The 26,512-nt window shown below is 34.7% G+C and carries 26 protein-coding genes, 2 tRNA genes and 1 riboswitch; of the genes, 10 read left to right on the top strand and 18 right to left on the bottom strand.

From position 1 onward, the window contains the following. The first annotated feature begins 10 nt into the window (after positions 1 to 10). From ERK18_RS03725 to ERK18_RS03740, 4 genes are all read left to right on the top strand, one after another. Positions 11 to 766: a helix-turn-helix domain-containing protein gene (locus ERK18_RS03725; protein WP_261982429.1), complete on the top strand. Its 756-nt coding sequence runs from the start codon at positions 11 to 13 to the stop codon at positions 764 to 766. A gap of 45 nt (positions 767 to 811) precedes the next feature. Further along, positions 812 to 1,429 carry an SLAP domain-containing protein gene (locus ERK18_RS03730; RefSeq protein WP_187154365.1) on the top strand — a complete coding sequence of 206 codons (618 nt, stop codon included), beginning with the start codon at positions 812 to 814 and terminating at the stop codon, positions 1,427 to 1,429. 2 nt (positions 1,430 to 1,431) lie between these two features. Beyond that, complete coding sequence (locus tag ERK18_RS03735) at positions 1,432 to 1,668, top strand: hypothetical protein (protein ID WP_187154366.1); 237 nt, start codon at positions 1,432 to 1,434, stop codon at positions 1,666 to 1,668. A gap of 118 nt (positions 1,669 to 1,786) precedes the next feature. Continuing rightward, complete coding sequence (locus tag ERK18_RS03740) at positions 1,787 to 2,881, top strand: tyrosine-type recombinase/integrase (protein ID WP_187154367.1); 1,095 nt, start codon at positions 1,787 to 1,789, stop codon at positions 2,879 to 2,881. Between the two features lie 88 nt (positions 2,882 to 2,969). Here the strand turns inward: ERK18_RS03740 and ERK18_RS03745 are convergent. From ERK18_RS03745 to ERK18_RS03765, 5 genes are all read right to left on the bottom strand, one after another. Beyond that, positions 2,970 to 3,041, bottom strand: a tRNA-Gln gene (locus ERK18_RS03745). 8 nt (positions 3,042 to 3,049) lie between these two features. Further along, positions 3,050 to 3,121: transfer RNA gene (locus ERK18_RS03750), tRNA-Glu, on the bottom strand. Between the two features lie 158 nt (positions 3,122 to 3,279). After that, positions 3,280 to 4,131, bottom strand: coding sequence for a PRD domain-containing protein (locus ERK18_RS03755; protein ID WP_187154368.1), 852 nt, complete (start codon positions 4,129 to 4,131; stop codon positions 3,280 to 3,282). 29 nt (positions 4,132 to 4,160) lie between these two features. Continuing rightward, positions 4,161 to 5,567 (bottom strand): glycoside hydrolase family 1 protein, encoded by a 1,407-nt coding sequence (locus ERK18_RS03760; RefSeq protein ID WP_187154369.1) that lies wholly within the window; start codon positions 5,565 to 5,567, stop codon positions 4,161 to 4,163. 17 nt (positions 5,568 to 5,584) lie between these two features. Next, entirely contained in the window at positions 5,585 to 7,519 is a 1,935-nt protein-coding gene (locus ERK18_RS03765; protein ID WP_187154370.1) for a beta-glucoside-specific PTS transporter subunit IIABC, read from the bottom strand. 298 nt (positions 7,520 to 7,817) lie between these two features. On the opposite strand from ERK18_RS03765, the gene ERK18_RS03770 reads away from it, so the two are divergent. Continuing rightward, positions 7,818 to 8,828 (top strand): serine hydrolase domain-containing protein, encoded by a 1,011-nt coding sequence (locus tag ERK18_RS03770; RefSeq protein WP_187154371.1) that lies wholly within the window; start codon positions 7,818 to 7,820, stop codon positions 8,826 to 8,828. Positions 8,829 to 8,859: 31 nt separating this feature from the next. Here the strand turns inward: ERK18_RS03770 and ERK18_RS03775 are convergent, their stop codons facing one another. Then, positions 8,860 to 9,036 (bottom strand): hypothetical protein, encoded by a 177-nt coding sequence (locus ERK18_RS03775; RefSeq protein WP_162833769.1) that lies wholly within the window; start codon positions 9,034 to 9,036, stop codon positions 8,860 to 8,862. Positions 9,037 to 9,401: 365 nt separating this feature from the next. Between ERK18_RS03775 and ERK18_RS09625 the strand changes: the two genes are divergently transcribed. The 3 genes from ERK18_RS09625 to pgmB are packed head-to-tail and all read left to right on the top strand — an operon-like array spanning position 9,402 to position 10,586. Then, positions 9,402 to 9,554, top strand: coding sequence for an alpha-L-rhamnosidase-related protein (locus tag ERK18_RS09625; protein WP_390885857.1), 153 nt, complete (start codon positions 9,402 to 9,404; stop codon positions 9,552 to 9,554). 17 nt (positions 9,555 to 9,571) lie between these two features. Continuing rightward, positions 9,572 to 9,940 carry a hypothetical protein gene (locus ERK18_RS03785; protein ID WP_187154373.1) on the top strand — a complete coding sequence of 123 codons (369 nt, stop codon included), beginning with the start codon at positions 9,572 to 9,574 and terminating at the stop codon, positions 9,938 to 9,940. Then, the gene (pgmB, locus tag ERK18_RS03790) at positions 9,921 to 10,586 is read left to right on the top strand and encodes a beta-phosphoglucomutase (RefSeq protein ID WP_187154374.1); all 666 of its coding nucleotides are present in this window, start codon (positions 9,921 to 9,923) and stop codon (positions 10,584 to 10,586) included. The genes ERK18_RS03785 and pgmB overlap by 20 nt, the downstream gene beginning before the upstream one ends. Positions 10,587 to 10,710: 124 nt before the next feature. On the opposite strand, the gene ERK18_RS03795 is transcribed toward pgmB, so the two are convergent. The 8 genes from ERK18_RS03795 to ERK18_RS03830 all read right to left on the bottom strand — a co-directional run bounded on the left by ERK18_RS03795 (position 10,711) and on the right by ERK18_RS03830 (position 19,570). Beyond that, positions 10,711 to 11,799, bottom strand: coding sequence for a PTS sugar transporter subunit IIC (locus tag ERK18_RS03795; protein ID WP_187154375.1), 1,089 nt, complete (start codon positions 11,797 to 11,799; stop codon positions 10,711 to 10,713). 390 nt (positions 11,800 to 12,189) lie between these two features. After that, a complete protein-coding gene (locus ERK18_RS03800; protein WP_187154376.1) occupies positions 12,190 to 13,647 on the bottom strand; it encodes a glycoside hydrolase family 1 protein in 1,458 nt (485 codons plus the stop codon). Then, positions 13,634 to 13,996 carry a PTS lactose/cellobiose transporter subunit IIA gene (locus ERK18_RS03805; RefSeq protein WP_315984346.1) on the bottom strand — a complete coding sequence of 121 codons (363 nt, stop codon included), beginning with the start codon at positions 13,994 to 13,996 and terminating at the stop codon, positions 13,634 to 13,636. Before ERK18_RS03805 ends, ERK18_RS03800 begins: the two co-directional genes overlap by 14 nt. A 2-nt stretch (positions 13,997 to 13,998) precedes the next feature. Beyond that, positions 13,999 to 15,237 (bottom strand): PTS sugar transporter subunit IIC, encoded by a 1,239-nt coding sequence (locus ERK18_RS03810; RefSeq protein WP_187154377.1) that lies wholly within the window; start codon positions 15,235 to 15,237, stop codon positions 13,999 to 14,001. 21 nt (positions 15,238 to 15,258) lie between these two features. Beyond that, positions 15,259 to 15,567: a PTS sugar transporter subunit IIB gene (locus tag ERK18_RS03815; RefSeq protein WP_187154378.1), complete on the bottom strand. Its 309-nt coding sequence runs from the start codon at positions 15,565 to 15,567 to the stop codon at positions 15,259 to 15,261. Positions 15,568 to 15,735: 168 nt separating this feature from the next. Then, positions 15,736 to 15,833: riboswitch (purine riboswitch) on the bottom strand. 110 nt (positions 15,834 to 15,943) lie between these two features. Beyond that, positions 15,944 to 17,332, bottom strand: coding sequence for an MFS transporter (locus tag ERK18_RS03820; protein ID WP_187154379.1), 1,389 nt, complete (start codon positions 17,330 to 17,332; stop codon positions 15,944 to 15,946). Between the two features lie 182 nt (positions 17,333 to 17,514). Continuing rightward, positions 17,515 to 18,864, bottom strand: coding sequence for a glucose-6-phosphate isomerase (locus ERK18_RS03825; RefSeq protein ID WP_187154380.1), 1,350 nt, complete (start codon positions 18,862 to 18,864; stop codon positions 17,515 to 17,517). A gap of 79 nt (positions 18,865 to 18,943) precedes the next feature. Next, a complete protein-coding gene (locus tag ERK18_RS03830; RefSeq protein ID WP_187154381.1) occupies positions 18,944 to 19,570 on the bottom strand; it encodes a VanZ family protein in 627 nt (208 codons plus the stop codon). A 142-nt stretch (positions 19,571 to 19,712) separates the two neighbouring features. Between ERK18_RS03830 and ERK18_RS03835 the strand changes: the two genes are divergently transcribed. Both ERK18_RS03835 and ERK18_RS03840 read left to right on the top strand, forming a co-directional pair. Beyond that, a complete protein-coding gene (locus ERK18_RS03835; protein WP_187154382.1) occupies positions 19,713 to 21,890 on the top strand; it encodes an LTA synthase family protein in 2,178 nt (725 codons plus the stop codon). Positions 21,891 to 21,941: 51 nt separating this feature from the next. Further along, the gene (locus ERK18_RS03840; RefSeq protein WP_187154383.1) at positions 21,942 to 22,808 is read left to right on the top strand and encodes an SPFH domain-containing protein; all 867 of its coding nucleotides are present in this window, start codon (positions 21,942 to 21,944) and stop codon (positions 22,806 to 22,808) included. A gap of 45 nt (positions 22,809 to 22,853) precedes the next feature. On the opposite strand, the gene ERK18_RS03845 is transcribed toward ERK18_RS03840, so the two are convergent. From ERK18_RS03845 to manA, 4 genes are read right to left on the bottom strand one after another with little or no spacing between them, the layout of a single operon-like run. Continuing rightward, the gene (locus tag ERK18_RS03845; protein ID WP_187154384.1) at positions 22,854 to 24,305 is read right to left on the bottom strand and encodes a sensor histidine kinase; all 1,452 of its coding nucleotides are present in this window, start codon (positions 24,303 to 24,305) and stop codon (positions 22,854 to 22,856) included. An 8-nt stretch (positions 24,306 to 24,313) separates the two neighbouring features. Continuing rightward, positions 24,314 to 25,033 (bottom strand): response regulator transcription factor, encoded by a 720-nt coding sequence (locus ERK18_RS03850; RefSeq protein ID WP_187154385.1) that lies wholly within the window; start codon positions 25,031 to 25,033, stop codon positions 24,314 to 24,316. Further along, positions 25,030 to 25,425, bottom strand: a complete 396-nt coding sequence (locus ERK18_RS03855) for an SdpI family protein (protein WP_045927923.1) — start codon at positions 25,423 to 25,425, stop codon at positions 25,030 to 25,032. Before ERK18_RS03855 ends, ERK18_RS03850 begins: the two co-directional genes overlap by 4 nt. A 32-nt stretch (positions 25,426 to 25,457) precedes the next feature. Then, positions 25,458 to 26,426, bottom strand: coding sequence for a mannose-6-phosphate isomerase, class I (gene manA / locus ERK18_RS03860; protein ID WP_187154386.1), 969 nt, complete (start codon positions 26,424 to 26,426; stop codon positions 25,458 to 25,460). Positions 26,427 to 26,512 lie beyond the last annotated feature (86 nt).

The raw sequence follows: 26,512 nt of genomic DNA on the forward strand, positions 1-26,512 counted from the left end.
GAGAGCAAAAATGGAAGATTTAAAAAGTGTTTTTTCAAATAATTTAATCAAACTCATGTCAGAACACAATGAAGGAGTTAAGGAATTAGCAGAAAGTATAGATACTGCATATTCGACTGTATCTGATTGGAAATTAGGCAAAAAAATGCCTCGATCAGGAGGACTCCAAAAATTAGCTAATCATTATAATTTGAATATTACTGATCTTTTGAGTGATAATTTAAGTAATAAAAAAACTGATATATCTAGTAGTTCTTTTCTTAATTTAAAGAAGAGAGATAAATCTACTCAACTAATGCACATGTATCCTTTAGGCGGTAATCCTACAGATCCAATTAATATTAATGACATTGAAAAAATAACTAAATTAGAGCCTCACAATTATCAAGTTCGAGTACCTATATTAGGAACAATAGCTTGTGGTGAGCCAATTTTTGCTGAACAGAATATTGTTGGTTATCGTGATTTGACTTTTGATCATAAGCCCGATGGAACTTTATTTATTTTAAAATGTAAAGGAAAATCAATGCTTCCCATTATTCCTGATGGTGCATTCGTAACAATTAGAAAACAATCAACTGTAGAAAATGGTGAGATAGCAGCAGTTTTAATTGAAGATGAAGCAACCATTAAGCGTGTGAAATTTGTTGACAAGGATGTTTTCTTAATTCCTGAAAATCGAGATTATCAACCAATAATATTAACACCTGAAAATCCCGGTAAAATTATTGGTAAGGTTATACATGTTGATTATGATATTAAATAATTCTAAACTATATGTAGTTATATGTTTATTTAAGGAGGAATAATCATGAAATTAAATAAAATAATTGCTACAGGTTTAGCTTCACTAGCTCTATTAAGTACAAGTGTAACTACGGTAAGTGCTGCTAAACTTCAACTAATTAGAAAATCTTACGTTTACAATGTTAAAGGCAAGAAAACTAAAACTTTATATCGTAAAGGAAGAAAAATCAAAGTTTTAGGTACTAAAAAAATTAAGGGTAAGAAATATTACCGCATTGGCAAAAATAAATATGTCTTAGTTAAAAACTTTAAGAAAAAAAAGACTAATTATAAAACTGTAGTTATTCCCAATGCAGAAAATTCTAAAAAGCCTCAAGCTCCAGTTTGGGAATCTAATCACTTAGTAGACACGTTACCTAGTTTAACTGACCAAATCAAAAAGGCTCTGACCTTGTCTGGTGACGATCGATTAGAAGCTGATAAAGAAGTCGCAGTTAAATTAGGCATGTCAGCTGATTCAGTTACCTCGTCAAATCAAAAATCATTTGAGCAAAGTTTAAATAAGTATATAGATTCAATGGATGAAGCTAAATCATGGATTGAACAGGGCGGACCTAGCCTTGACCAACATATGAAAGACGAGCAACAGAAATTTGGAGATTATATAAAGAATGGCAATTAAATATGAATGAAAAAGAATTTGAAGAAAAATATAAAAAAAACATAAAAGAGGCAGCAAATACTTTTATTCAAATGAATAGTGAAAAATTTAGAAAAGACATTTCAGAATATTTAAAAAAAGATAAAAATAACCCCACTGAATTTTCTATAGATATGTCTATGGAAGTTTTGCAATTTTGTATTGAATATATCGATGAATTAAGTTTGGTTATTGGTGATATGTTAGTAGATAAAAAATAATAAACAAAAAAAGCTTTTAAGAAATTGCCTGGAAAACTAATTCTTAAAAGCTTTGAATAAGCAAGAGAGCAACGCCCTTTTGCAATGCCTATTATAGCACATGAGAGGAAAAATAAGAATGCCGGTTAGGAAACGTGGTAAATTATGGTCCGCTAGAATTAATTGGCGTGATAAAGATGGTAAGCTTCGACAAATTGAAAAAGGTGGTTTTAAAACTAAAGTAGAAGCTGAACGGTTTGTTACGGAGCAGCAGTATTTACATAATAAAGGTGTAGATATAGATAATAATCCAATTTTTGCTGATTATTTTCATAAGTGGTGGACTACATTTAAAAAGCCGCATATTAGACATGAAACTCAAAAAAGATATGAAACTAATGATCATATTGTCCATGAATACTTTGGAAATATGAAAATTAAAAAAATTAAGCGACTTCAATGGCAGGAATTCATAAATGAGGTTTGTAAAACTCGTTCTACTACTACTGTTAGGCTTTTAAATCGTCAATTTAGGGCCTGTGTTAAGAATGCAATAGCGGATGGCATAATTACACTAGACTTTACTCAAAACGTAAATATCAATGGAAATGATTCTAATACACGCAAACCAATTTTTCTTTCATACTCAGATGCACAGAAATTATTAAAAACGGCTATTGAAGAAAGAGATTCAAAAGTTCCATCTACATATATAATTATCACAATAATTCTTACTGGAGCAAGGGTTGGAGAAATAAGTGCTCTTAAATGGCATAATTTAAATATTAGAAAGCATACAATTTCTATCCATCATTCGTATAATAGTGATATAAAAGAATTAGGACCAACAAAAAACACTTCTTCATATCGCACAATTAGAATAAATAAAAAACTGATCGATTTATTGAAAGAAATTAAAACAGACGATAAAGACGGATATATTTTCCAAGAAGTAACAACCAAATTGCCCCCTGCCAATCGAACTATTAACAGTAAACTGCAAGTAATTATGCGACATGCTAAGTTAGATAAAAAGGATTTTACCATCCACAGCCTTAGACATGTGCACGTTGCTATTCTCCATCATAAAAATGTGGATTGGATGGCTATATCAAAAAGACTTGGCCACAAAAATTTATCTATGACATTAAGTGTTTATGCTTATTACATTGATGAAGATAAACGAAAAAGTGATAAAGAAATAGAAAAAAAGCTAGACGATTTATTCATCTAGCTTTTTATTTTTTTGGTAACTCTGATGGGCAAATGATGGGCAAATTTGTTTTTTAACTCTCATAAACCTTGCTGTTGAGCTATTTTTATTGGGATATCCGGGCTCGAACCGAAACATGCAGGAACCAGAAACCTGTGCCTTACCATTTGGCTATATCCCAGTGTTAAATCACCCGCACGAGAATTGAACTCGTAACTCCACCTTGAGAGGGTGGCGTCTTAACCATTTGACCAGCGGGCAAAATCAACAGTAATTATTATGCTTGAAGAGACGCTTATTGTCAAGTACTTTCAGTTCAAAAACTAAATTTAACTAATGAGTATTTTTAGCACAAAGAAAAACTCCCGAAAAGCTTTTCAATCCGGAAGTTTTTTATTATTGCTCATATTTTTTGCCAACTACACTTTTTTGCAGTTTTCTTCAACTACTTTGTGCAAATGAACAATTAAGTATATTTTCTCCTGTTTAGTAATCCTCAATCTGTTTTTTTTCCTAATAAACTCATCAAAAGCATTAATAATTTCAGCCTCCTTAGTCATTTTGGCAGCCAAGTCCTGGTAAAGTCCTTCCTGATCTTCATCAGAAAACAGTTTATTTTCATACACCCTTTCACAAAAATAATTTAGATGAGTCAAAAATCGTGAATAAGTGAAAGTGTTTTGGTCGATATTGCCACCAATAATCCTTTGAGCTATTTTCTCGAGACTATTCACCAGCTCAGCTATTTTCCTATTTTTCTGTTGGTCACCAACGTCAACTTCCGCATCCACAAAATGTAAACCAATGCCTGTTGCTTCGCTATCCGGTAATAAAACATGCATTTTTTTATTAATCAAATTAACTGCAAATAAACCTATCTGATATTCATTTCTATGGTGAAGTAAGACATCAGGATAGTTGAAATTTTCACCAATATTTCCCTCTTTAAATCGCTTTACCACAAAAGAAATATGATCAGCTAACGATAAATAAAGGTAATCTTTAACTTTGATTTGATATTTTTTGGCGGCAAAATCTATTATTTCCCTAACCATATTTAGATAAGTTTCGTCTATTGTACTGGCTAGCTGAATAAAGTTTTTCAGCATTTTATTATCGGTTAAGACAAAAATCTTTTGAATTTCCTCTTTTTTAACAGGATAACCAATTGCTTTATGATAGCTTAGACCCTTGCCCATTAGGATACACTCTGCTCCTGATTCATCTAATGCTAAAACAAGCGAATTATTCAAAACTTTTAGCACTTTCATCAGCTCACCACCTAGTTGCATACTATTGTTTAGTTGACCAAACCATTGTTTGTAATAACCTTTTGGTACCAGTAAAAACTATCCTTGGGAATTCGACGTAGATCTTTTAAATCATTATCAGTTCTATTAACGTAAATAAAGCCATAACGCTTTTTAAATCCTTGATGTGAACTTAACAGATCCATAACCGACCAAGGACAATAACCAATTAGTTTTACCCCATCCTGAATTGCATCATAACAAGCCTTGATATGATCAGCAAGATAGTTTATGCGGTATTGATCATGAATATTGCCATCCTTTGCCATAGTGTCTGGAGTACCTAAACCATTTTCAGTAATAATCATTGGTAAACGAAACTGACGATAATATTCATTTAGGACAATTCTCAAGCCCATTGGATCGATTTGAGCACCATATTCCGTTGCGGACAAGTTAGTATTTTTTTCGATCTTAAAATAGCCATACAGATCAAAATCCACATCATTTTTCCTTGTACCAAATGGGTGCTTGGCATCGCTCGGCAAGTAACTAGCAACGAGCGTACGGTAATAATTGACTGCTATGAAGTCAGGCCGAGCATCGCGCAATACTTGCTCATCTTGATCTTGCATTGATGGCAAAATGCCCACTCTTTTAAGGTAATTGCTATAGTACCCTGGATATTGACCGTGACAATACATTTCCAGAGCATAATTTGTTTTGAAATTGTCATTCATTTTAGCAGCCCAAACATCAAGTGGCTTGGTAGATGCTGGATAAGTCATGGTGGATGATATTGCTGGTCCTATTTTACCGTTGGGCACCATCTTATGACAATCTTGCATAACACAGGCACTTGCTACAAACATATTGTAATCCATTTGAGCTCTGACACGTTCTTTATTCTTAGCTTGAACATGATACATGTTTAAGCGCTCGTCTACACGAACCATTAGGTTTTGTTCATTGATCACCTGCCAGTTCTTGACTCTGTCACCAAATTCCTTAAAACATATTTGGGCGTATCTTCTAAAAGCTGAAATGCAAGATCTGTTTTCCCAACCGTTGTATTTTTCTACCAGGGCTAGGGGCAAATCAAAATGATATAGAGTTACAAACGGCTCAATCCCATTTTCAATCAGGCAATCAATCACTTTATTGTAAAAGTCTATCCCCTTTTGGTTAACCTGATCATCACCGTCAGGAATAATTCTCGACCAGGCAATGGAGAAACGATATACTTTAAGACCTAATTCTTTCATTAAAGAAATATCTTCTCGATAATGATGATAAAAATCACTGGCCACTTTGGTATCAGCTTGCTGAGGACCAGCATGAACAAAAGAATTATAATCTGCTACTGATTCTCCCTTACCATCTTCGTTCCACCCGCCTTCAATTTGAAAGGCTGATGAAGATGCACCCCATAAAAAGTCTGGGTTAAATTTTTCCATATTTACTCCTCTAATAATCATATCTTAGATTTCGATAACAGGTATAACAACTGGTCGTTATTAGTGACGTTATCCTTGTTCGTCGAACCAATGGCTGCATAGTTTTTCGAATTAGTCACTACAACGGTCGTGGTTAAGTCATAACCTGCCTGCTCAATCTTTTGAATGTCAAATGAAACTAGCAGTTGCCCCTTCTTGACATGATCTCCATCTTGAACGTGCTTTTCAAAATACTTTCCATTTAGTTTAACAGTGTCGATACCAATATGGATCATCATTTCAATTCCAATGTCTAATATTAAACCAATTGCATGTAAAGTCGGATATATCATGCTGACTGTGGCATCTGCAGGAGCTAAAATTTTTCTTGAAGCAGGTTGAACTGCAATACCTTTACCCAAAACTCCGGATGCAAAAACTTCATCTGAAACCTGATTTAGAGGTATCGTTTTACCTTCGACAGGAGAATTTACAGATAAGTCGCAATCATCTGCAACTAAATCTTCATCAATCGTTTTAGCAGGATTTTCTTCCTGATCATCCTCAATTTGATCCATCTTTGAACTACTTTTTTCTACAAGAGTTTCATCACTAGGTAAATCATTAAATCCTAATATAACTGTTAAAATGCAAGCTCCACCAAAGGCAATTAAGCAACCCAAAATGTAGCAAATGAAAGCTTTAGTTCCTGCAGAAGCATATACGGGAATGGTCAAGACACCTTGATTTGCAAAAGCATTCCCATAAGAGCCTCCCCAACCCATTAAGGCACCGCCTAAAGCACCACTAATTTCTGCATAAACCATAGGCTTTTTCAGACGCAAGTTAGCACCATAAATAGCCGGCTCGGTAATACCAAACAATGCAGTCACTGTAGCTGAAGCTGCCACAGTTTTCAGATTTTTGTTTTTAGTTTTGAAGAAAACTCCCAAAGCCGCACCAGCTTGTGAAAAGTTTGCTGCACCAGCAAAGGCAAGCAGGTTTTGCCGCCCCGTTTTAGCAACATCGTTTATACCTATCGGAATAATTGCTCTGTGAGCACCAAAAATAACAAGTACACACCAGATACCACCAACAAAGGCACCTAATAAAATCGGACTCAAGTTCATGATATAGTGATATGCCCAGTTAACTGCGTTACCAATATAAATACCAATTGGACCGAAAATCATTAAGGTTGCAGGTACCATAATAAGTAAAGACAAAGTTGGTACCATAATAATTTTGAGCACATCCGGCATTATTTTTTTAACAAATTTTTCAACGTATGCCAGTACAAAAACCGCTATGATGATGGGAACAACTGAGGAAACATAATTTGCCTTGGTAATTCCGACCCCAAACAGCGTTACTGCTTTGTTTCCCGTCATCAATTCTACCAAAGTGGGATAACATAGCGTTGCTCCCAGAGTCATAGCTATGTATTCATTTGTTTTAAAAACTTTAGCAGCCGATCGAGCCAAAATCACTGGCATAAAATAAAATAGAGCATCTGACGCAGCATTCAAAATAATATAAGTATTAAATGTCTTTATATCAACATGGTAGACATTTAAGCCAATTAATGCTGCAACAGCCAAAATACCCTTTAACATTCCCGAAGCGGCAATGGCCGGAATAGTTGGCGTAAAAATAGCAGTTACAACATTTAAAATCTTTGTCCCAATACCAACTTTTTTGTCTTGCTCATCATCTTCCGTAGCGGTATTTTCAAGCAGCGGCATGATTTCATCATAAATTGCTTCTACTTTATTACCTAAAACTACTTGAAACTGACCACTGGCCTCTACAACCTGAATCACTCCCTCTATACTGGAAACTTTGTCTTTGCTTGCTTTACTTTCGTCCTTTAAAACAAATCTCAATCTGGTAAAACAATGCGTTAAACCAGAGACATTTTCTTTTCCGCCCACTCCATCTATGATTTGCAGCGCGATTTTATGATTATCCATAATTTTCCTCTTTTATTTCAATAAAAAAGACCAAACATACGTAAATAAAACCGTTAATCTCGGTTATTAATTACATACATTTGATCTTGCCTGCATTACCAGTAACACGTCGAATAAAAGTTCTTTTATTTTACAAACTTAAATCTAACATTAGAATTCCATTTATGCAAGCGATTACATAAGATTTACCATTAAATCTGTTTTTTAACATTTAAAATTTCATTCACACTTATTTGCAAAAATAAATCAATGAATTGTATATAATAGAGTAAGAAACTTTTAACAAAGGATAGTTTATATGATTGACTACTCAAACACCCAAAATTTAATTGAATCAATGGTTACGGAACGCATTGTACCGGGCGTTAACTATGCTTTTTTTAAAAATGACCAAGTTTTCACTTCAACTGTCGGCTTTGCAAGTACTTATCCGACGGTTACGCAGCTTAGCCCTTTTGCCATTTATGATTTAGCCAGTCTGACCAAAGTACTTATTACTGAAAATATTTTGCTTAAATTATATCAAGAGGGACAGCTCAATTTTACTGAACCACTGCACGACTTTATTCCTGAATTTAAAGATGAACGTGTCCGCCTTTTTCATCTGCTTACCCACACCAGTGGAATCCGTGGCTGGATTGAAAAGCGCGATCAGTTATCTCGCGACGAATTAATCCATGCCATCGTTCATTTACCTGTCACAGACGAATTTGAACACAAAATGCGCTATGCCGATACGAATTTTATCTTGTTGGGGTTGGTTGTTAAAAAAATATTTGGTCAGCCAGTTCAAGAAGTTGGTCAAAAATTAATAATTGAGCCTTCTGGTTTAGAAAACACGACTTTCCATCCCCCTAAGAACTTATGTGTCCCAACTGCTGTTTACCAAGGAAAAGTTTTGCAAGGAGAACCGCACGATCCGAAAGCACGCCAGCTTGGCAGTGATTGCGGTTCAGCAGGACTCTTCTCCACAATGAATGACTTGGTTAAATTAAGTAAAGGATACTTGGGTCTAGATAAGCACATCCTGCCCTTCAGTCAAGAACTTGTCGCAATGTTATTCGATAATAAAAATCCGGTGGGTGTCAAGCCACGCTCATGGGGCTGGGACTTGCGCTTTGACCCTCAGTTGCATTATCCCATAATTCTGCATACTGGCTTCACTGGTGTTCTTATGCTTCTTGACCGTGTAAAAAAGTCGGGTCTAATTCTTTTAACCAATCGTATTCACCCTACTGGTCATAATCAGGTCTTTCTAACTATGAGGGAAAGAATTATTCAGAGCTTTTTAAAAGAAAATGACGAGTAAAAAGCAGCTTCATATAAAAGAAGCTGCTTTTCTAGCACTTTTTACGATTTGGCCAAAAATGATAGACAAGGTCAACTACTGCTTGTGCCAGCATACCGCCTGCCATCCAGTACATCCCCATCATCATGTTGCCGGTAAAGGTATAATAAGCGGTAATAGCGTAAACGACTACCCACAAAATTTTAAAAAACAAATTATCACACATCATTTGTAAAAAAAACTCCCTTCAATTCATTTCAAATTATACCTTGTTTTAGACAAAAATTGGGGCTTTTTTTAGTTATTTAATCCCTGAAAAGTCGAATTGCTAAAATTATTTACAATTATTGTTATTATATAAAAATGTTTACATTCGTAAGCGTTAATAAACTTTTTTGAAAATAATTTTTTTGATGAAAGCATTTTAATGCTTTTTATTCGTTATGTAATTTATTTGCTTTTCAAACTATAAAAAAAGACTTTAATTTCATCATTTTAAAGTCCTTTTACTGTTATGCAAAATAATTAGAAACGGTAATCAATGCGCATGATTATGGCATTAGTTCAAAGTTAATCTTGTCATCTTGTATTTTTATGCTTTCCACTTTTAGAAGTGAAGTAACACAAAATTTTCCAAGCTGGCTCTATGACGTTAATTTGGATGCCACTACTATTTGGAAACGCTGGAATTCAGTCTTACCTGAAGGCTCAAGGTCAACCTCAGTATTCCTTTTGGTCAAAGAGTAACCGTAAAATTACCTAGAATGAAGGATAAAGTAGAAATTAATGGCAAGCAAGCATATTTACCTTTGGAATTGACTAACGGTGATTTTACAATTTCTTATGTGCCTGAAAACAGTTATATTGAATACTACAATATCAACATGCCAGCCAAACTAATAATGGGTGATCCGGAACTGGTTAAACAGCTAAGACCAATCAATACTGTTTTTGTCTTTTTGCAAGATCCCGATAATCTTAAAAAATTTGGTGAAAATTCTATGGTAGAATTGAATAGTCTGTTGCCATTTATTAACATTTCAGACGAAGATTTTAACCAAATTAAGAAAATACTTGATACTACGCCAGTAACAAGTGAAAGGAAGTTTTTAAATGAAAGGCGTTCTCTTTGATCTAGATGGAGTCATTGCAGATACATCCGTATACCATTTCCAAGCTTGGAGAAAATTAATCAACATTCATTTTAACCTTGAATTGCCAGATGAACTTGAAAAACAAACAAAAGGTGTCAGCCGAACAGATTCTTTAAAGGCAATCTTAAAATTTTTAAATATCTCCGTGTCACAAGAAAAATTTAATGAAATGACCACTGAAAAAAACAATATTTTTCGGAATTTACTAGCTAGTTTAACCCCTGCTAATATCTTACCTGGAATTAGTGAATTAATTTCAGCCCTTAAGAAAAATAACGTTAAACTATCTTTGGCTTCTGCTAGTTTAAATGGTCCATTCATACTAGAAAAATTACAGTTGACAGATGCATTTGATGCTATTGCAGATCCCAGTATAGTTGCCGCTGGTAAACCAGCACCAGACATTTTTATTGCCGCTGCTGAAGCAATTAATCTCAAACCACAGGATTGCGTAGGTATTGAAGATTCAATTGCAGGTATCACTGCTATCAACAAGTCAGGCGCTTTGTCGGTTGGCGTGGGCTCTAAGACGGATCTAAAAGATGCCAAATTACTTTTTCCTAAGACAGCAGCATTAAATTATGATCAAATCGAAACTGCATGGGAAAAATTTAATTTAAATTAGGAACTGGTTTAAAAATAAAAACTCGTGAATAAAACAAAATTTGTTTTCACGAGTTTTTTGATGCTTAAAATAAATTGGTGTAAACAAGGATTGGTTTTTTTATGACAGAATTAAATAATTACAATTATTCACCTAGATAAGCAAAAGCTACCTTTTCATCATAAACATGAAAGACCTTTTCAAAGAGGAAACGGCAAACCATTGCTACTAGAACTGGGAATACTATCCAGACAATTAGCGCCATTACAAAATTAATGCTTGCTTTGCCAGCATCTAAGGATGCCAGAGGCCCTACCAGGCCAACGAGACCGAAGCCTGCAGAAGCTGGCGTGCCACTAACGTGAAATAGAGCCACTGGGATAGCGGAAAGTGCTGCTGTAATTAATGTTGGTAAAACAATAATTGGATGTCTGAAAAGATTGGGCATCATCATTTTCATTGCTCCTAATGCAATTGCAATAGTAACTCCCGATTTATTAGTTCGCCAAGAATGAACGACCAATACGAGTGTCGTTGCCGCGACTCCCATTGCTGCTGCACCTGCAGAAATACCATTTAATTGGATAGCCATTCCAATTGCCACAGTTGATATTGGTGAAATGATTAGAATTGCAAACATACAGGAAATTAAAATACACATTAATATTGGCTGTAAATTAGTAAAGGAATTAATTACTGACCCCAGCCATGTGGTGATCTTGCTTACATAGGGCAAAATCATCATGCCGATCCAACCTGCTCCTCCACCAACAACAATCGGTGCGGCAACGATTTTGACAGAGCCAAAATGTTGACCAACCATTAATAAAAGACCTACGGCTAAGCCTGCCGTAATCATGGTATTAATAAGATCGCCTGTTCCTGCCGAAACAAAGACACCTTGAGCTTTAGTAGCAGGGTTCACAATTTGTGGTACAAATTTTGTAACACCAGAGCCAACATAAGCGGCGGCACCCACAATTGCAACGTCCAGTGGAACCATTTTAAATTGAATGGCAATTAATGCCCCAATTAGCAAAGGTGTAGCACACTGAAAAATCAATAATGCTTGATTAATAGATGCCGTCACCGGATTTTGACCAAATAACTTTAAAATCGCACTGACAACTGCATTTGGAATCAAGCCTACGATAATTCCAGTTGCAGTCCCAGCTAAAATGTTGTTAAGAAAAGTTTTTACTGTTAGTTTGTTAGTATTGGTTGTATCAGCCATATTTGTACTCCTTTAATATAATAGTGCTTAGGTATACATTGTCGGCAAAATGATTTGTGACAAAATCGAAATATGCTGATTGCTAATTCGTCTCATTGCTTTTTCCTCCTTAAAATTAATTATTAAGTATTTTATCATCTTATTTAAAAAAGTACACAAAAAAGTTAAAAATAATTTAATTTTATACTAAGTAACAATAAAAAAGTATAACTAGATGCTTTTGCGTCTAGTTATACTGCACAAATGTATTTTTTACTTTTATAATCTCAATAATAATATCATTAAGATTTTAAAATTTCACCATTTTAGCCAGAAACATAGCTAACAAGATTGGTATTTGCTAAAAAACTTAAGAAATTTGCCTTCACTATTCTCCAACATCTGACTCATTTATATATATTTGCCATTCGAGCTAATTACTTGTTTGTACCAAAAGTAGCTATCCTTTAAATAGCGTTTTCTACTTCCGTGTCCGTTGTCATCAATATCTACATAAACAAACCCATAACGTTTTGACATTTGTTGAGAAGAACACGAAACGATATCAATCGGTCCCCAAGCGCAATAAGCTATTACCTCTGCTCCATCATGTATTGCCCTTCCTACTTGTTCAATATGCATACTCAGATAGTCCGAACGATAAGGATCATGTATTTTTTTGTCATCTTCTAATTTGTCATATGCACCTAAGCCATTTTCAGCTATAATAATAGGTTTTTGATAGCGATCATAATATTGAGATAAAGTGTTATATAGCCCTTGAGGATCAATAGCCCATCCCCAACTACTCTGTTTCAGATTCGGATTTTGTAAATTATCTGCTGGTTGCATTTTATTTTTTGTTGAGTTAACCATACGAGAATAGTAATAAGAAATAGCCAAAAAATCCATATGATTTTCGTTAATTAACTTCAATTCATTTTGAGTAATATCAAGTTCAATATTCTTATCATTAAAATAATTTAGGGCGAATTGGGGATATTTTCCTCTAAATTGAACATCTGTCACAAAATATTGCATACGATTTTGCTGCATCGCAAGGATAACATCGTCCGGCTTACTACTTGCAGGATAAACAGTACCATCAGCAACCATAGTTCCTATGTGTATATTAGGATTGTTCAAAGAACGTGCATAATTTTTTATTTCGGCTGCTGCCACAATCTGATTATGCATAGCTTGATAAAGGGCTTGCTCTTGATTCGCATATTGGTCACTAGTTACACCAACAGAAAGCCAAGGCTCTATTTGAATCATATTAATTTGATTAACTACAATCCAATATTTTACACGATCACCAAACCAATCTAATAAAACTTTGCCAAATTTCACAAAAAGAGGAATTACTTTTTTATTAGGCCAACCTCCATATTTAAGTGTAATACTAATCGGAGTTTCATAATGATTCATTGTGATAATTGGTTCGATTCCTAATTGCACCATACAATCAATCATGTTTGAGTAATGCCTTAGTGCCTTTTCATTAGGTTTTTCATCGTCTCCATTAGGAAAAATTCTTGACCAATCTAGTGAAGTTCTAAAAGTTGTAAACCCGGCATTAGCCAAAAGTTGCAAATCTTCTTTATAAGTATGGTAAAAGTCAATGCCAAAACGTTTGGGATAATAATTTTCAGTATCTTGACTGTTTTTCTTAACTTCGTTTAGCGTCATTCCTTTTGATTCTACGGCTTGCAATTCTTCATTTGACAATCCTTGAAGATAGGGTTGTACGTCTGAGGAATTTAATCCTTTTCCATCTGCTTGAAAAGCACCATCTGCTTGACTTGCTGCTTGAGCACCACCCCATAAAAAATTTGGGGGAAAATATGGAAATTTATTTTTTCTCATTCTGATCACCTTTACATTGACAATCACGTTTTTCAAATATCTTTATTAAATGATTTGCCAAATTATACTCGGTGTTAATTGTCATCAATGTATCTTGAGCATGGGTAAATAATACAGAATATTCTATAGGTTTACCTTCAGCTTCTTCCTGAATTTTCTTGGTTTGCAAACGATGAGCTTTTACTAATTTTTCGTTTGCTTTCTTTATGTTCTCTTTTGCGTTATCGTAATTAAAGTTTGCGACATCATCCAGGGCTTTACTAATAAAATCCCGCGCATCGCCAGCGTTTAAAATAATGTTCATTGTATTTTTGACATTTTCTTCACTGAACTGTTTACCATCTTCCACGTCTATGCCTCACTTTCAGTTTCTTGTTTAACCAAATTTCTGTCATAAACTTTGAAAAATGGATAATAAATTAAACCGCCAACTATAAAAAGGATTACTAATAAAATCATAGAGCTGACTGCTGGACTAACAATCCAAGTAACAAAAGGAAATGGAATATACCACATTTGCATTAATGAATGTGGTACAGGAGAAAGACCGGCTTTAAACCAAAACGCAGTAATTAAAGGCAAAACAATGCCATTGATCCATAATGGAATCATCAAATAAGGGTTCCAGACGATTGTGCCAAATACAACTGGTTCATTAATATTAAAAATAGTCGGTAAAACACTGGCTTTGCCAAGAGCTTTAAGTCGATTCGATTTCGCTAAAAATAGCATCATTAATACTAGTGGCATAGTACAACCAATCCCACCAATCCAAGGAAAACTATAAATAAGTTCACTAGTGAATATATGTTTAGCTGCATGTCCTAAGGAGTATGCACTTGCATTGGCAGCTATACCAGCCAGCATTACTGGCTTATCAATTCCAGATAATACCCAGCTAGAAATTCCCATTGAATAAATAAAGCACTGTAAAAATAAATAAAAAGTAAAACCCCACCAAGTATCTAAAGATGTCGCTATAGGTGAAAAAATAGCTACAATTAACTGATAAAGATTGAAGTGCAAAACATCTGTAAGCAACCAACCTGTTCCTATTACAACAACAATAGGCAACATTGAATCAAACCATGCTGTCACAAAATCTGGCATTGAAGTATCATCACTGAAAAAACTAAATTTAGCAAATAGTTCCATAATCAAAGCAACAAAAACACCAACAACTAAGGCAACAAACATCCCTCCTGCACCGAGCTCTGAAAATTGATATGAGATTATATTACCTGTCTTATCCCAAGACGGATTGGCCAACATCAGAAAAAGTGCAACTGAAGATAAGCCTGCAATTATTCTTTGCTTATTTATTTTTTTAAATTCCATAAAATTAAACGGAACTAAAAAGGCAACAAAAATTGAGGTCAAGCCAAAAGTGAAACTATTAATTGGCGAAAGGTTTGGCCACCATTTCCAAAAGTTTGTCGGTATATTTAATAATGTAATTAGTGAACCAACAAAAATAAATGGTAAAACTTCCAAAATAGAATTTTTGATAGTGATAATCCACTGATTATTAGCAACTTTTTGTGCTTTAGGAGCAAATTTTGTATTTAAAAAAGTCATGAAGCCATTCATTCTCAAATTTTCCTTCTTTCCTTATTGTTCTAATTCTTTTTCCAAATGATCTATTGCACCCTTACCATCAAGAATTGCATAATATTCTGGCTTCATTAATATTACTTTTACCTGTGAGGGCACTCTTTCTTTTATTGCATTAAATTCAGCTTTCAAGTGAGGTCCAACCATTAGTGCATCAATATCATTAGCATAATCCGAGAGCTCTGCTTCGCTTCTTGCCTGAATCTTAAAATCCAAACCTGCTTTTTTTGCAGCTTTACGCATATTTGCGGCCATAAAGCCAGAAGATGCTCCGGAACCACAAATTAATAGAACATTTTTAGTCATTATTTCTTCCTTTCAATTATTTTTTAATAATACTTCTTGACTATTTTTTAAACATACTTTTACTATGCTTTATTTATATGGTATTTTCACTTTTTCTCCTCAAAACATAAAACGACTTTTCTACCAAAGCCATGGTAAAAAAGCCGTTTTAAAAACAGAAATTAATGTTTTAAATGCTGATTTATCCATAGTTCGGAATTTACGGTTCCGAGTAGAAACTGTCGTCCGTATTACGACAATATATAGATATCTATATCTCCTGTATTTTAGCAAAGCTTTACATTAGGTGCAAGATTACCAAAAATAGAAAAAGGGAATATTTTTGTAAATATTCCCTTAATAGTTCATTTTCATTCTTGATATTTATTTTTTTATTTTATTTCAATTTCTTCTCAAGTCTGAATAAGTTTAAATAACTGAGCAAAATTATCATACTGACAAAAGTCAAAAATAAGAATGCTTCCTGACTGCCTTGTGCCGTAAGTGCTGCATAATTACCAGTTCTTTTTTGCCAAGATGAAATAATAGCGGCCATTACGGTTGTTCCCATTGATCCAGCATATTGCTGGCCAGTTTGAAAGACTGCAGTCGCATCGGTATGCAATTCTTCAGGTTGCAATTTCGATGCTTCCGCCATAGTGTTATTAAACGCCATCTGGCGACCAATAATCATAATGCCATAAAAAACGCCGACCATCAGCGTACTGATTTTCAAACTAAACAAAGAAAAAAGCAAACAGGCCGTTAAGCAGAATATTGTTCCAGTAAGTAGTGGCAATGGTGCACCCTTTTTATCATAAATATGGCCAAACCAAGGGTTTAAAATGCCACTGATAATACAACCGGGAAGCAAAACCAAGCCCCCGATTAAAGAACTGGCATGATTAACTATTTGCACATAATTTGGTACCGCAAAACTGGTGCCGATATTGATAAACTGCAATAATAAATAAGATATCATGGCAAAAATGAAGGGCTTATTTTTAAAAATATTCAAGTTTATTAGTTTCTTTTTGCTCGTGCGTGACAGTTTAATAAACGTGTATACCAAGATTGCCACGATAATCATGCTGAGCCAAAAACCAATATCAGTAAAACCATTACTAATTCTATTAAAACCCAGGTTAAAAATTACCATCGCACTGGCTATAACAATATAACTTAACCAGTCAAAACTAGGATGCTTTTTCTCATGATATTGTTCTATTACGAATAAACCCAAAATCATAATAACCACAGCAATTACCGCTACAATTTCAAAAATTAATGGCCAGCCAAAATAGTAAACAACTGTGCCGCCAAATGTAGGGCCTAGAGATGGTGCAAGAATAATGACTAAACCAGTCAAACCCATATAAAAGCCCCATTTTTCTTGCGGCATTAGTTCTACAACCATATTAAACATTAATGGTATTGACAATCCTGCCCCAACTGAAGAAATCAACCGACCTGCGAGTAAGACCCAGAAATTAGAGGCAAAAGCAGCCACAATTGAACCGGCAATAAATGCAATTGCAGCAGTTAAAAACAGTTGTCTTGCTGAAAAGCGCTCATTTAAATATGAGCTTGCAACCATAATCACAGAAATTGTTAGTAAATACCCTGTTGTCGTCCACTGAACTAATCCTAAACCAATATGAAATTGTTTCATCAATGTGGGAAAGGTAACGTTTAAACTTGTTTCTGTCAAAATGGAAACAAAAGCCATTAAAGCACAACTGATAATTGCCCAAACCCGCTTTGGTGTTTCTTTCTTTTCTGCCATAAAATTAAATCTCCTTAATAAAAAAAGGCTAAAAGCCAAAAACTTTTACCCTTTCCATAATGGTTAATATGAATAAATACAATGTACAGGATGATATGTCTTTTTCTTATATAAACATAACTCATGTAAAGTAAGCATATATTTATCTTAATCTTATTTTAAAATAATTTCAATAATAAAAATTATTTTTCCTGCTTAAATCTATTTGCTAAGTCATCGTGTAAATCTTCATAACCTGGTTTATTAAGCAAACCAAACATGTTCCGTTTATATTCTTCAACACCAGGTTGATTGAACGGATTAATGCCATTAACATAACCAGAAACAGCAATTGCCAGTTCAAAGAAGTAAATTAGGTAGCCCAAAGTGTGTTCTGTTTGATCAGGAATATTAACTGTCATAACAGGGACACCACCATCAGTATGGGCCAGAACAACTCCTTCATAGGCACGTTCATTTACAAAGTTTAAGCTTTTACCAGATAAGAAATTCAACTGGTCTAAATTATGATCATCAGAAGGAATTTTGACATCATTTGCCGGATTTTCAACTCTAATAACTGTTTCAAAAAGATTTCTTCGGCCTTCTTGAATATATTGACCCAATGAGTGTAAATCAGTCGTAAAGTTGGCGCTGGCCGGCCAAATACCTTTATTATCCTTTCCTTCTGATTCTCCCATTAATTGTTTGCACCATTCACTGAACATTCTTAAAGTTGGTTCATAGTTTTCAACAATTTCAGTAGTATAGCCTTTGCGATAAAGAATATTACGCAGAGCAGCATATTGATAAGGAGTCGCGTTACTTAAATCAATATCGGTATACTCTGCTCTGGCATCAGCAGCGCCTTTCATTAATTGGTCAATATCAGCACCAGAAACTGCAATCGGCAACAGACCAACAGCTGACAAAACGCTGTAGCGACCACCAATATCATCTGGCACAACAAATTCTTCATAACCTTCAGCATCTGCTTCAGTTTTTAAGGCACCTTTAGCACGATCGGTTGTAGCAAAAATTCTATTTTTAGCCTCATCTGCACCATACTTTTCAATTAATTTATCTTTAAAAATGCGAAAAGCAACGGCTGGTTCAGTAGTAGTACCAGATTTAGAAATGACATTAACACTAAAGTCCTTGTCACCGAGCCATTCAATCAAATCATGCAAATACGAGCCTGATAAGGAGTTGCCGCAGAATACAACAGTAGGATATTTTTCTTTACCCTTGCCATAAAATGCACCATTTAAAAACTCAATAGCTGCTTGAGCGCCTAAATATGAACCACCAATACCGATACAAACTAAAACTTCAGAGTCACTTTGAATCTTTTGGGCTGCTTTTTTGATTCTGGCAAATTCCTCTTTATCATAATTAACGGGCAAATCGACCCAACCCAGAAAATCATTGCCTGCACCTGAACCATCTCTAAGTTCCTTGTCGGCAACGCTAACTAAAGCTTGCATCTCGCTTAGTTCATTATCGTGAACAAATGGTGTTAGTTTTGTGCCATCAAATTTAATTAAACTCATAAACACGCTCTCCTTACTGAATTAAATATGTATTTCACAAGAACATTTTAGCAATCTTATTTTACAAATACCAGTGCTTTTAGTTAGTTTTACGCGTCTTTCTCCTGATTATCATTACAAGCCAATAGCAGAAATATCCAATTACCGTTCCACAACTGTTAAAGAACACATCATCAATATCTGTAACTCCAGTTTCCAGTAAAAACTGCATCCCCTCAATAAAAACTGAAAAAATGATACCAGCGAGGACAACACGCCAGAAGGTTTGCTTTTTGGAAAAAACAAATGGTGATAAAAATCCAAATGGAATAAAGCACAGAATGTTACCCAAAGAATTGTATACAAAGTCTAGCCTGCTGGGGGCATGATACATTTTCCAGGTTTCCCTCAAAAAGACAAAATTTATTTCGTTTAAAGGTCTGTGCAGATTAAGGGTCAGGTTCCATGGAAAATAAGTGTTACGAAAAGTAGTTAACATCAGCACTAAAATTAAATAAAAAGCAAATAACCATACTGACGCTTCAGATTTAATTGTACGCCGACTCCTAATAGTCATTAGCCAGATTAAGCGTATTACCATAAAAAACAGGAAATAAAAGATAGTTTTATCAAGTGCCAGTACAATCAACTTAATCAATGCAAAATGATTTATTTTAGTAGCGTAAAGTTGCGAAAGCAGGTTATATAATGGTCCTAAAAATATCATTCTGATTCAATTCCTAAAATATAGTTCATTTAAATTATACTCAAGTTTCTGCAATTAATTATTAAAAAAGGTCTAACAAAACAGAAAAGATTGTCTAAAAGGACAGAAACTTTTAAAATAGTCTGATAAGGGAGAGTTCATTTTGAATAAAAAAAATCTGACTAACTTCATTCAGACTCGTATAGGCTTTTTCTGCCTTCTGGTTGTTTTATTTGCGCTCAAGTACATTTTTGCAGCCTACCATGATTTCAATTTGGGTATTTCAGATCCTTATCAACATATTATCATGTGGTTAAGTCCTGTCGGTAGTGCAATTTTACTAATGAGCATTGGATTATATTTTTCCAAGCCTCTTGTTTCATATTGTGCAATGGTCCTGCTTGATGTAGCAAATTCGGGACTGTTATTTGCTAATGTTCTTTACTACCGTCAATTTTCTGATTTTATTACGGTGAAGACCATTACTAATGCTGGTAAAGTTGCACCTGGCTTAGGAAAAAGTGCAGTCGCACTGCTTCAACCTTCTGACTTGTTGTTGTGGCTTGACCTTATCATAATTATCATATTACTAATTTCGCACAAAATCAGAATTGATCAAAAATCTTTTGGCCTCCTTACACCTTTTGCTGTTACTTCAGTTGGTGCTTTAATTTTAGTGCTAAATGTTTTTTTGGCTGAATCTTCCAGACCACGCTTGTTAGGTACTACATTCGATCGTTCATACATTGTTAAATATCTTGGTATTGATACCTACACGGTTTATGATGCTGTTAAAAATGAACAAACCGAACAGGTAAATAAAAATGCCAATACTGCTGATTTAAATAAAATTTTAGCTTATACCAAAAAAAATAAATTACCAGTAAATACAGAATATTTTGGTAAAGAAAAAGGCAAAAATGTAATAGTAATTCATTTGGAAAGCTTTCAACAGTTTTTAATTGATTTAAAAATTAATGGTAAGGAAGTTACTCCCTATCTCAATTCACTTTATCACAACAAACATACATTAAGTTTTGCCAATTTTTACCATCAAGTTGGAATTGGCCGAACCAGTGACGCCGAAAACATGCTGGAAACCAGCACCTATGGTATTTCTGACGGATCATTATTCACTGCCATGGGCAGCTCAAATACTTTTCAGGCTGCTCCTCAAATTTTGCGTCAACATGACAACTATACTTCTGCTGTATTTCATGGAAATGTTGGCACTTTTTGGAACCGTGATGATGTTTATAAAAATATGGGTTATAACTATTTCTTTGACCAAAATTACTTTAGTCATGATAAAAATGACCATATTGGCTATGGCATCAAAGATAAAATTATGTTTGCTGAAAGCATCAAATATTTAGAAAGGATGCAGCAGCCTTTTTATACTAAATTTATTACCGTTACAAATCATACTCCCTTTGACATGGACGAAGAGGATCTGGATACGAGTTTTAAAACCAGTGATACTTCAGACAATTCAATTAATAACTACTTTGAAACAGCCCATTATTTGGATCAATCTATCCGCGAATTTTTCAATTACCTGAAGAAATCAGGTTTGATTAAAAATACTATGGTTGTAATTTATGGAGATCATTATGGATTAACAAATTCTGAAAATGAAACTTTGGCACCAATCGTAGGTGAAAGTTCTGACACTTGGAATACTTATAATAATGTTCAAATGCAACGTGTACCTTTTATGATACATGCTACGAATTTAAAGGGAAAAATCAAACAGGAAGTTGCAGGTGAAATAGATGTATTGCCGACTTTGCTCCACCTTCTGGGAATTTCAAATCGTAATTATATACAGTTTGGCAGTGATCTGCTAGCTCCAAAATATCGCCCGTGGCTTACTTTTAGGAACGGAACTATTGTTAGTCAGAAATATGTTATTACTGGAAGTAAGGGCTTAAAGGGCATTGTTTACGACCGCAAAAGCGGTAAGCAGATCATTAATTTTACAGAACAAGAAAAATATGAAATTACAAAGTTGGCAAAAGAAGGCAAAAAGTCGCTGAAATACTCTGATTTATTAAATAATCATAATTTATTGCGTTTTTACACTCCTGGCGGTTTTAAACCTGTTGACCCCACTCAGTTCGACTATTTAACCAATTACAGACAGATGGAAGACCTCCGACAGAAATTGAAAAATAAATCCACAGCCCTTATAAGCAAACAACGCAAATCTACTACCAGGTTATACAAAACGGACGCTACAGAGCTTAAGGGTCGTGAAGATGAAATCACAACAATTCCAGAATCTGTTTCTGGCAATCATTTAACTGAAAAGCAGAATAAACCTAGAAAAAAATCGTAAAAAGTCATATAATCAAGGAATAACCATAGTTTTTTAATTCTGGAGGTTTAAATGAAATTTTTCATAATTGTTGTGCTGTTTTTGTTTTTATTACTCTCGTGCTGCCGGGTCGTCCCGCAAAACAATGAAGGTTTAATAGAAACATTAGGAAAATATTCCAGAACAGTAAAAGCAGGTTTAGTGCTAATCATTCCGGTAATACAGAGGTTGCGCAAAGTTTCCCTGGCAATGTTTCCGGCAGAAATTTCGAAATATTCGATTATTACCAAAGACAACGCAGAAATTACTACCAGCTTAACCTTAAATTACTTAGTAACTGATTCATATAAGTATTTTTACAATAATACCGATTCAGTTAAATCAATGGTTGAACTTATCCGTGGCCATTTAAGGGACATTATTGGACGGATGGATCTGAACGATGCTTTAGGCTCAACAAGTAGTATAAATAGTCAGCTTTCGGAGGCTATTGGAGATTTAACGGACGTTTATGGAATTCGTGTAGTCAGAGTCAACATTGACGAACTTTTGCCTAGCACTGAAATTCAAAAAGCCATGGACAAACAGCTAACTGCTGACCGAGAGAAAATAGCTGCTATTGAAAAGGCTGAAGGTGAAGCTAAAAATATTGAATTGACTACAAAGGCTAAAAATGATGCTTTAATTGCAACAGCTAAGGCTAAGGCAGAAGCTGTTAAAACAGGAGCAGATGCTGAAGCATATCGTATAGATCAATTGCAAGCGAGTCTGGCTAAGGCTAGTGATGGCTACTTTAAAAATCAGAGTCTGGACAGTTTCAATAATTTAGCCAAGGGACCTGACAACCTAATTGTAGTTAATAAAGACGACCTCACAAATCTGGGAAGCATTCCAGCAACTGCAAAGATTTGGCATGAGACAATTAAAGATAAAGAATAAATTTTGAAAACCAAAAAATCATTTCCGCATTTGGAAATGATTTTTTTAGTTTTCGAGGTATTGCTCATAGCCGCGATCAAATAAAATAATTGTAAATTCAGCCCCATGATTTATTTCTGACTGCACGCTTATTTTGCCTCCATGTTGTTTGATCAAAGAAGAAACGATTGCCAATCCTAAGCCATACTCTCCTTTACCAGAGCTGCTACGAGAAGTATCAGCTTTAAAATATCTTTCAAATACATATTTAATTTGTTGTTGATTCATCCCAATACCATTATCTTCAACAATAATAGTTGTTGCATGAGCAACGCGATAGCCACTTATTTGAATTTCGCCATCGGAAGTAAACTGAATTGCATTTTGAACCAAATTAACCATTATCTGAGTAAAACGATCTTTATCAGCATAAATTGGCAGATCCCTGGGTGCATTGATAGTAAGTGTATCATTGACCTTGGCAGCATTTTGTTTAAGCTGCATTGTTACATCATCTAGCGTTTTTCTAGCATTAAAGGTGGTCTTAACTAAGTTTATTTGATTATTACGAATTTTTTCATAATCCAAATTTTCGTTAACTAATCGAATCAGACGCTTAGTTTCCCTATTCATCAAGGCAATAGATTTGGGCTTAGCTTTATCGGGAATAGCATCATATTGTAAACCTTCTAGAATACCATTAATAGTAGTCAAAGGCGTACGCATTTCATGAGCCGCATCAGCCATAAATTGATCACGCCTTTTTTCCTGCTCCTTAACTTCTTGGTTTGATTTTTTTAAAACGCGAACCATCTGATTGAAGTTGTCAGCCAGCTGAGTTATCTCATCATTTCCACTATAATTTGTTTGGACGTCAAAATCACCAGCAGCAACTTTTTTAGTAGCACTTGACAGCTTTTTTATTCTGTCCGTTGCATAAAAAGAAAGAATCAAACTAAGCATCAAGCCCACAATAATTGCTGAAACAAGAGCACTAAACAAATTTTGCTTAGCTATTGTCACCGGTCTTTCCACTTTGGCAACTCGGACGCCTAACCAAATCGCTCCAATAAATTTACCTTTGTCTTTCCATGGTAAAAGAACGCCAGTACAAGCAGCTTTTTTATGCCCTAAGCTGGAAAGAGCCTCATTATTATTTTTGATGTGAAGCTTCTTTCCCTGTCTTAATTGCATAACGCGTTTTGAAGTTAAGCTTATGTTTTCACTTTTCTCAGGATAGATTTGGGTTCCATGCTTATCAAAAACACTAAGATAAACCCTATCACTATGGAGAACGAATTCTAATTTATGCAAAAATTTGGGGTTCAACATGGCCGAGCCATTTTTTTCATCGCTTACGGCTAAAGTACCTAAAGCTGAGGCAAAATCCTCCATTCTCTGATAATTATATTCATATGATTGTTTAGTTGCGTTATTTATTTCAGAAAAACCGATTATTGATACCGTAGTAAGAATGATTAGTAAAAAGCTAAGCATATGCTGATAAATTAACTTCATGTGAAAACCTACGAATCATCAAATTTATAGCCAACGCCCCAAACGGTTTGGATGACATTTGCACCTACTTTTTCCAATTTTTGGCGCAATTTTTTAATATGTGCATCCACGGTGCGATCTTCGCCATAATAATCATAACCCCAGACAGACTCTAACAATTGTTCACGAGAAAATACTTGTTTGGGCTTCTGTGCCATGGTATAGAGTAAATCAAACTCTTTAGGTGTAATATTTTCAACATATTGACCATCATAAAGCACCTCACGCCGACTTTTAGAAATTTTTATGTGATCAGTTTCGACATCAAATTTTTCAGTATTCTCTGCTGATTTTGTTTGTTCCTGCTTATCATCAATTCTAATCCTACGTTGTAAAGCTTTGATGCGGGCTATTAAAGCTAGTGGACTAAATGGTTTAGACACATAGTCATCAGCACCAGCATTAAATCCTTGAATCTGCTCTTCTTCACTACTACGAGCAGTCAACATGATAATTGGTATGGTAGGTGAAATTGCACAAACTTCTTTAGCAACTTCTATGCCATCTTTTTTTGGCAAATTAAGGTCTAATGTTATTAAATCATACTGATCAGGATTTTTAGCAAACATTTTAACGGCTTGTTCTCCATCAGTTGCAATATCCGTTGTCCATCCTTCTTTTTCAAAGAATATCTCCATCATTTCTGCAACCGACTGATCATCCTCGACCATTAAAATTTTCAGTTTCATTTTCGGTCCCTAAATCCTTTTGTTCTCTCCTTTTTTACTTTGTCAGGGTCTATGTAATCTGCTGGTAATTCATGGCGTTTTTGCAAAAAGCTTTTTAAACTTTTCTCCGTAGCCATGATTGGAAAGATAATGAAAAGATAAAATGTCAGCAGCCAAAGTAAAAAATATCGATCCCATTTAAGTAAATGGATTCCAATCCCCAATACTAATTGGATTAAACCAAATATAATAAAATAGTAACTTGCCTTGTGCTGGGCAAATTTGAAACTAGCTTTATTAACTTGGGCCAAGTAGGAATAATAACTATAAAATGGACGTGGTCTTTTGGGAGGCGATATCAGCCATAACAGTCCAACTACCATAATAATCGAACCGCACGCAATATAAATCATTCTCTTTTCCTTTCCATCTTAAGACTTAAGAATTAATCCTGATTGCCAGGAGTAGAAATAACCATTTTCATATTACCTAAAAATTTAAATTCCTTAATATTATTCGGAATTATCATATTTGTACCAATAGATAAATTAAAAGTCTTGTTTTCACACTCAATTGTACCTGAACCATTAATAATTGTTACTAATAAGAAAGGATGCCCATTTAAGCCAGTATTCCACTGACCATTTAAATCTATTTGCCACAAGTAAAAATGAGGAGACAGTGGTGGCTGCACCAAGGTCTTAATAATGGCATCTTGCTTTTTGCTAGTTGTTATTTTAAGTTTAGGATCAACGTGAGGTACTTGAGTGACATCAATAGACTTCTGGGTGTGCAGCTCCCTTTTTTTGCCAGTCTTTTGATCTACACGATCATAATCATATAAACGGTAGGTAACATCACTTGACTGCTGCGTTTCAATAACTAAAATACCTTTAGTCAGTGCGTGAATCGTTCCCGAGGGGACATAGAAAAAGTCTCCGGCTTTGACAGGAACCTTGCGTAATAATTTGTCCCACTCGCCTTTGTGAATCATATCTGCAAGTTCTGAACGTGTTTTAGCAGTATGACCATATATTAGATATGACCCTGGATCTGCCTGTAAAACATACCAGCTTTCTGTCTTTCCACTGTCATTTTCTACTTTGCGGGCATAATCATCGTTGGGATGAACCTGTACAGATAGATTATCATTGGCATCCAAAAATTTTACAAGAAGTGGGAACTCTTCACTATCGGGGTTACCAAATAGTTCCGGATTTTCGTGATACACTTTACGTAAGCTTTGTCCTTCAAAGTCACCATTTGTAATAGTTGAAGCATCATCTTTATAACCGGAAATAACCCAAGCTTCACCTACTTTACCATCTGGTATATCATAATTAAAAATAGTTTTTAATTTGCGTCCGCCCCAAATTTTGGGTCTAAAATATGGGGTAAGAAAAAATGGTTCCATTATGATCACCTCACTATTAGTTTAATCTTTTAAACTATAAATTTAAAACTATTTTTTCAAATATGAAAACAATTGTTATTATTTTA

The sequence above is a fragment of the Lactobacillus kimbladii genome, assembly GCF_014323605.1.
Classification (GTDB): Bacteria; Bacillota; Bacilli; order Lactobacillales; family Lactobacillaceae; genus Lactobacillus; species Lactobacillus kimbladii_B.

Excerpts from the sequence above, each read along its gene's own strand:
- ERK18_RS03725 (WP_261982429.1), top strand. The coding sequence starts at position 11 with ATGGAAGATTTAAAAAGTGTTTTTTCAAATAATTTAATCAAACTCATG.
- ERK18_RS03730 (WP_187154365.1), top strand. The coding sequence starts at position 812 with ATGAAATTAAATAAAATAATTGCTACAGGTTTAGCTTCACTAGCTCTA.
- ERK18_RS03735 (WP_187154366.1), top strand. The coding sequence starts at position 1,432 with ATGAATGAAAAAGAATTTGAAGAAAAATATAAAAAAAACATAAAAGAG.
- ERK18_RS03740 (WP_187154367.1), top strand. The coding sequence starts at position 1,787 with ATGCCGGTTAGGAAACGTGGTAAATTATGGTCCGCTAGAATTAATTGG.
- ERK18_RS03755 (WP_187154368.1), bottom strand. The coding sequence starts at position 4,131 with ATGAAAGTGCTAAAAGTTTTGAATAATTCGCTTGTTTTAGCATTAGAT.
- ERK18_RS03760 (WP_187154369.1), bottom strand. The coding sequence starts at position 5,567 with ATGGAAAAATTTAACCCAGACTTTTTATGGGGTGCATCTTCATCAGCC.
- ERK18_RS03765 (WP_187154370.1), bottom strand. The coding sequence starts at position 7,519 with ATGGATAATCATAAAATCGCGCTGCAAATCATAGATGGAGTGGGCGGA.
- ERK18_RS03770 (WP_187154371.1), top strand. The coding sequence starts at position 7,818 with ATGATTGACTACTCAAACACCCAAAATTTAATTGAATCAATGGTTACG.
- ERK18_RS03775 (WP_162833769.1), bottom strand. The coding sequence starts at position 9,036 with ATGATGTGTGATAATTTGTTTTTTAAAATTTTGTGGGTAGTCGTTTAC.
- ERK18_RS09625 (WP_390885857.1), top strand. The coding sequence starts at position 9,402 with ATGCTTTCCACTTTTAGAAGTGAAGTAACACAAAATTTTCCAAGCTGG.
- ERK18_RS03785 (WP_187154373.1), top strand. The coding sequence starts at position 9,572 with ATGAAGGATAAAGTAGAAATTAATGGCAAGCAAGCATATTTACCTTTG.
- pgmB (WP_187154374.1), top strand. The coding sequence starts at position 9,921 with ATGAAAGGCGTTCTCTTTGATCTAGATGGAGTCATTGCAGATACATCC.
- ERK18_RS03795 (WP_187154375.1), bottom strand. The coding sequence starts at position 11,799 with ATGGCTGATACAACCAATACTAACAAACTAACAGTAAAAACTTTTCTT.
- ERK18_RS03800 (WP_187154376.1), bottom strand. The coding sequence starts at position 13,647 with ATGAGAAAAAATAAATTTCCATATTTTCCCCCAAATTTTTTATGGGGT.
- ERK18_RS03810 (WP_187154377.1), bottom strand. The coding sequence starts at position 15,237 with ATGAATGGCTTCATGACTTTTTTAAATACAAAATTTGCTCCTAAAGCA.
- ERK18_RS03815 (WP_187154378.1), bottom strand. The coding sequence starts at position 15,567 with ATGACTAAAAATGTTCTATTAATTTGTGGTTCCGGAGCATCTTCTGGC.
- ERK18_RS03820 (WP_187154379.1), bottom strand. The coding sequence starts at position 17,332 with ATGGCAGAAAAGAAAGAAACACCAAAGCGGGTTTGGGCAATTATCAGT.
- ERK18_RS03825 (WP_187154380.1), bottom strand. The coding sequence starts at position 18,864 with ATGAGTTTAATTAAATTTGATGGCACAAAACTAACACCATTTGTTCAC.
- ERK18_RS03830 (WP_187154381.1), bottom strand. The coding sequence starts at position 19,570 with ATGATATTTTTAGGACCATTATATAACCTGCTTTCGCAACTTTACGCT.
- ERK18_RS03840 (WP_187154383.1), top strand. The coding sequence starts at position 21,942 with ATGAAATTTTTCATAATTGTTGTGCTGTTTTTGTTTTTATTACTCTCG.
- ERK18_RS03845 (WP_187154384.1), bottom strand. The coding sequence starts at position 24,305 with ATGAAGTTAATTTATCAGCATATGCTTAGCTTTTTACTAATCATTCTT.
- ERK18_RS03850 (WP_187154385.1), bottom strand. The coding sequence starts at position 25,033 with ATGAAACTGAAAATTTTAATGGTCGAGGATGATCAGTCGGTTGCAGAA.
- ERK18_RS03855 (WP_045927923.1), bottom strand. The coding sequence starts at position 25,425 with ATGATTTATATTGCGTGCGGTTCGATTATTATGGTAGTTGGACTGTTA.
- manA (WP_187154386.1), bottom strand. The coding sequence starts at position 26,426 with ATGGAACCATTTTTTCTTACCCCATATTTTAGACCCAAAATTTGGGGC.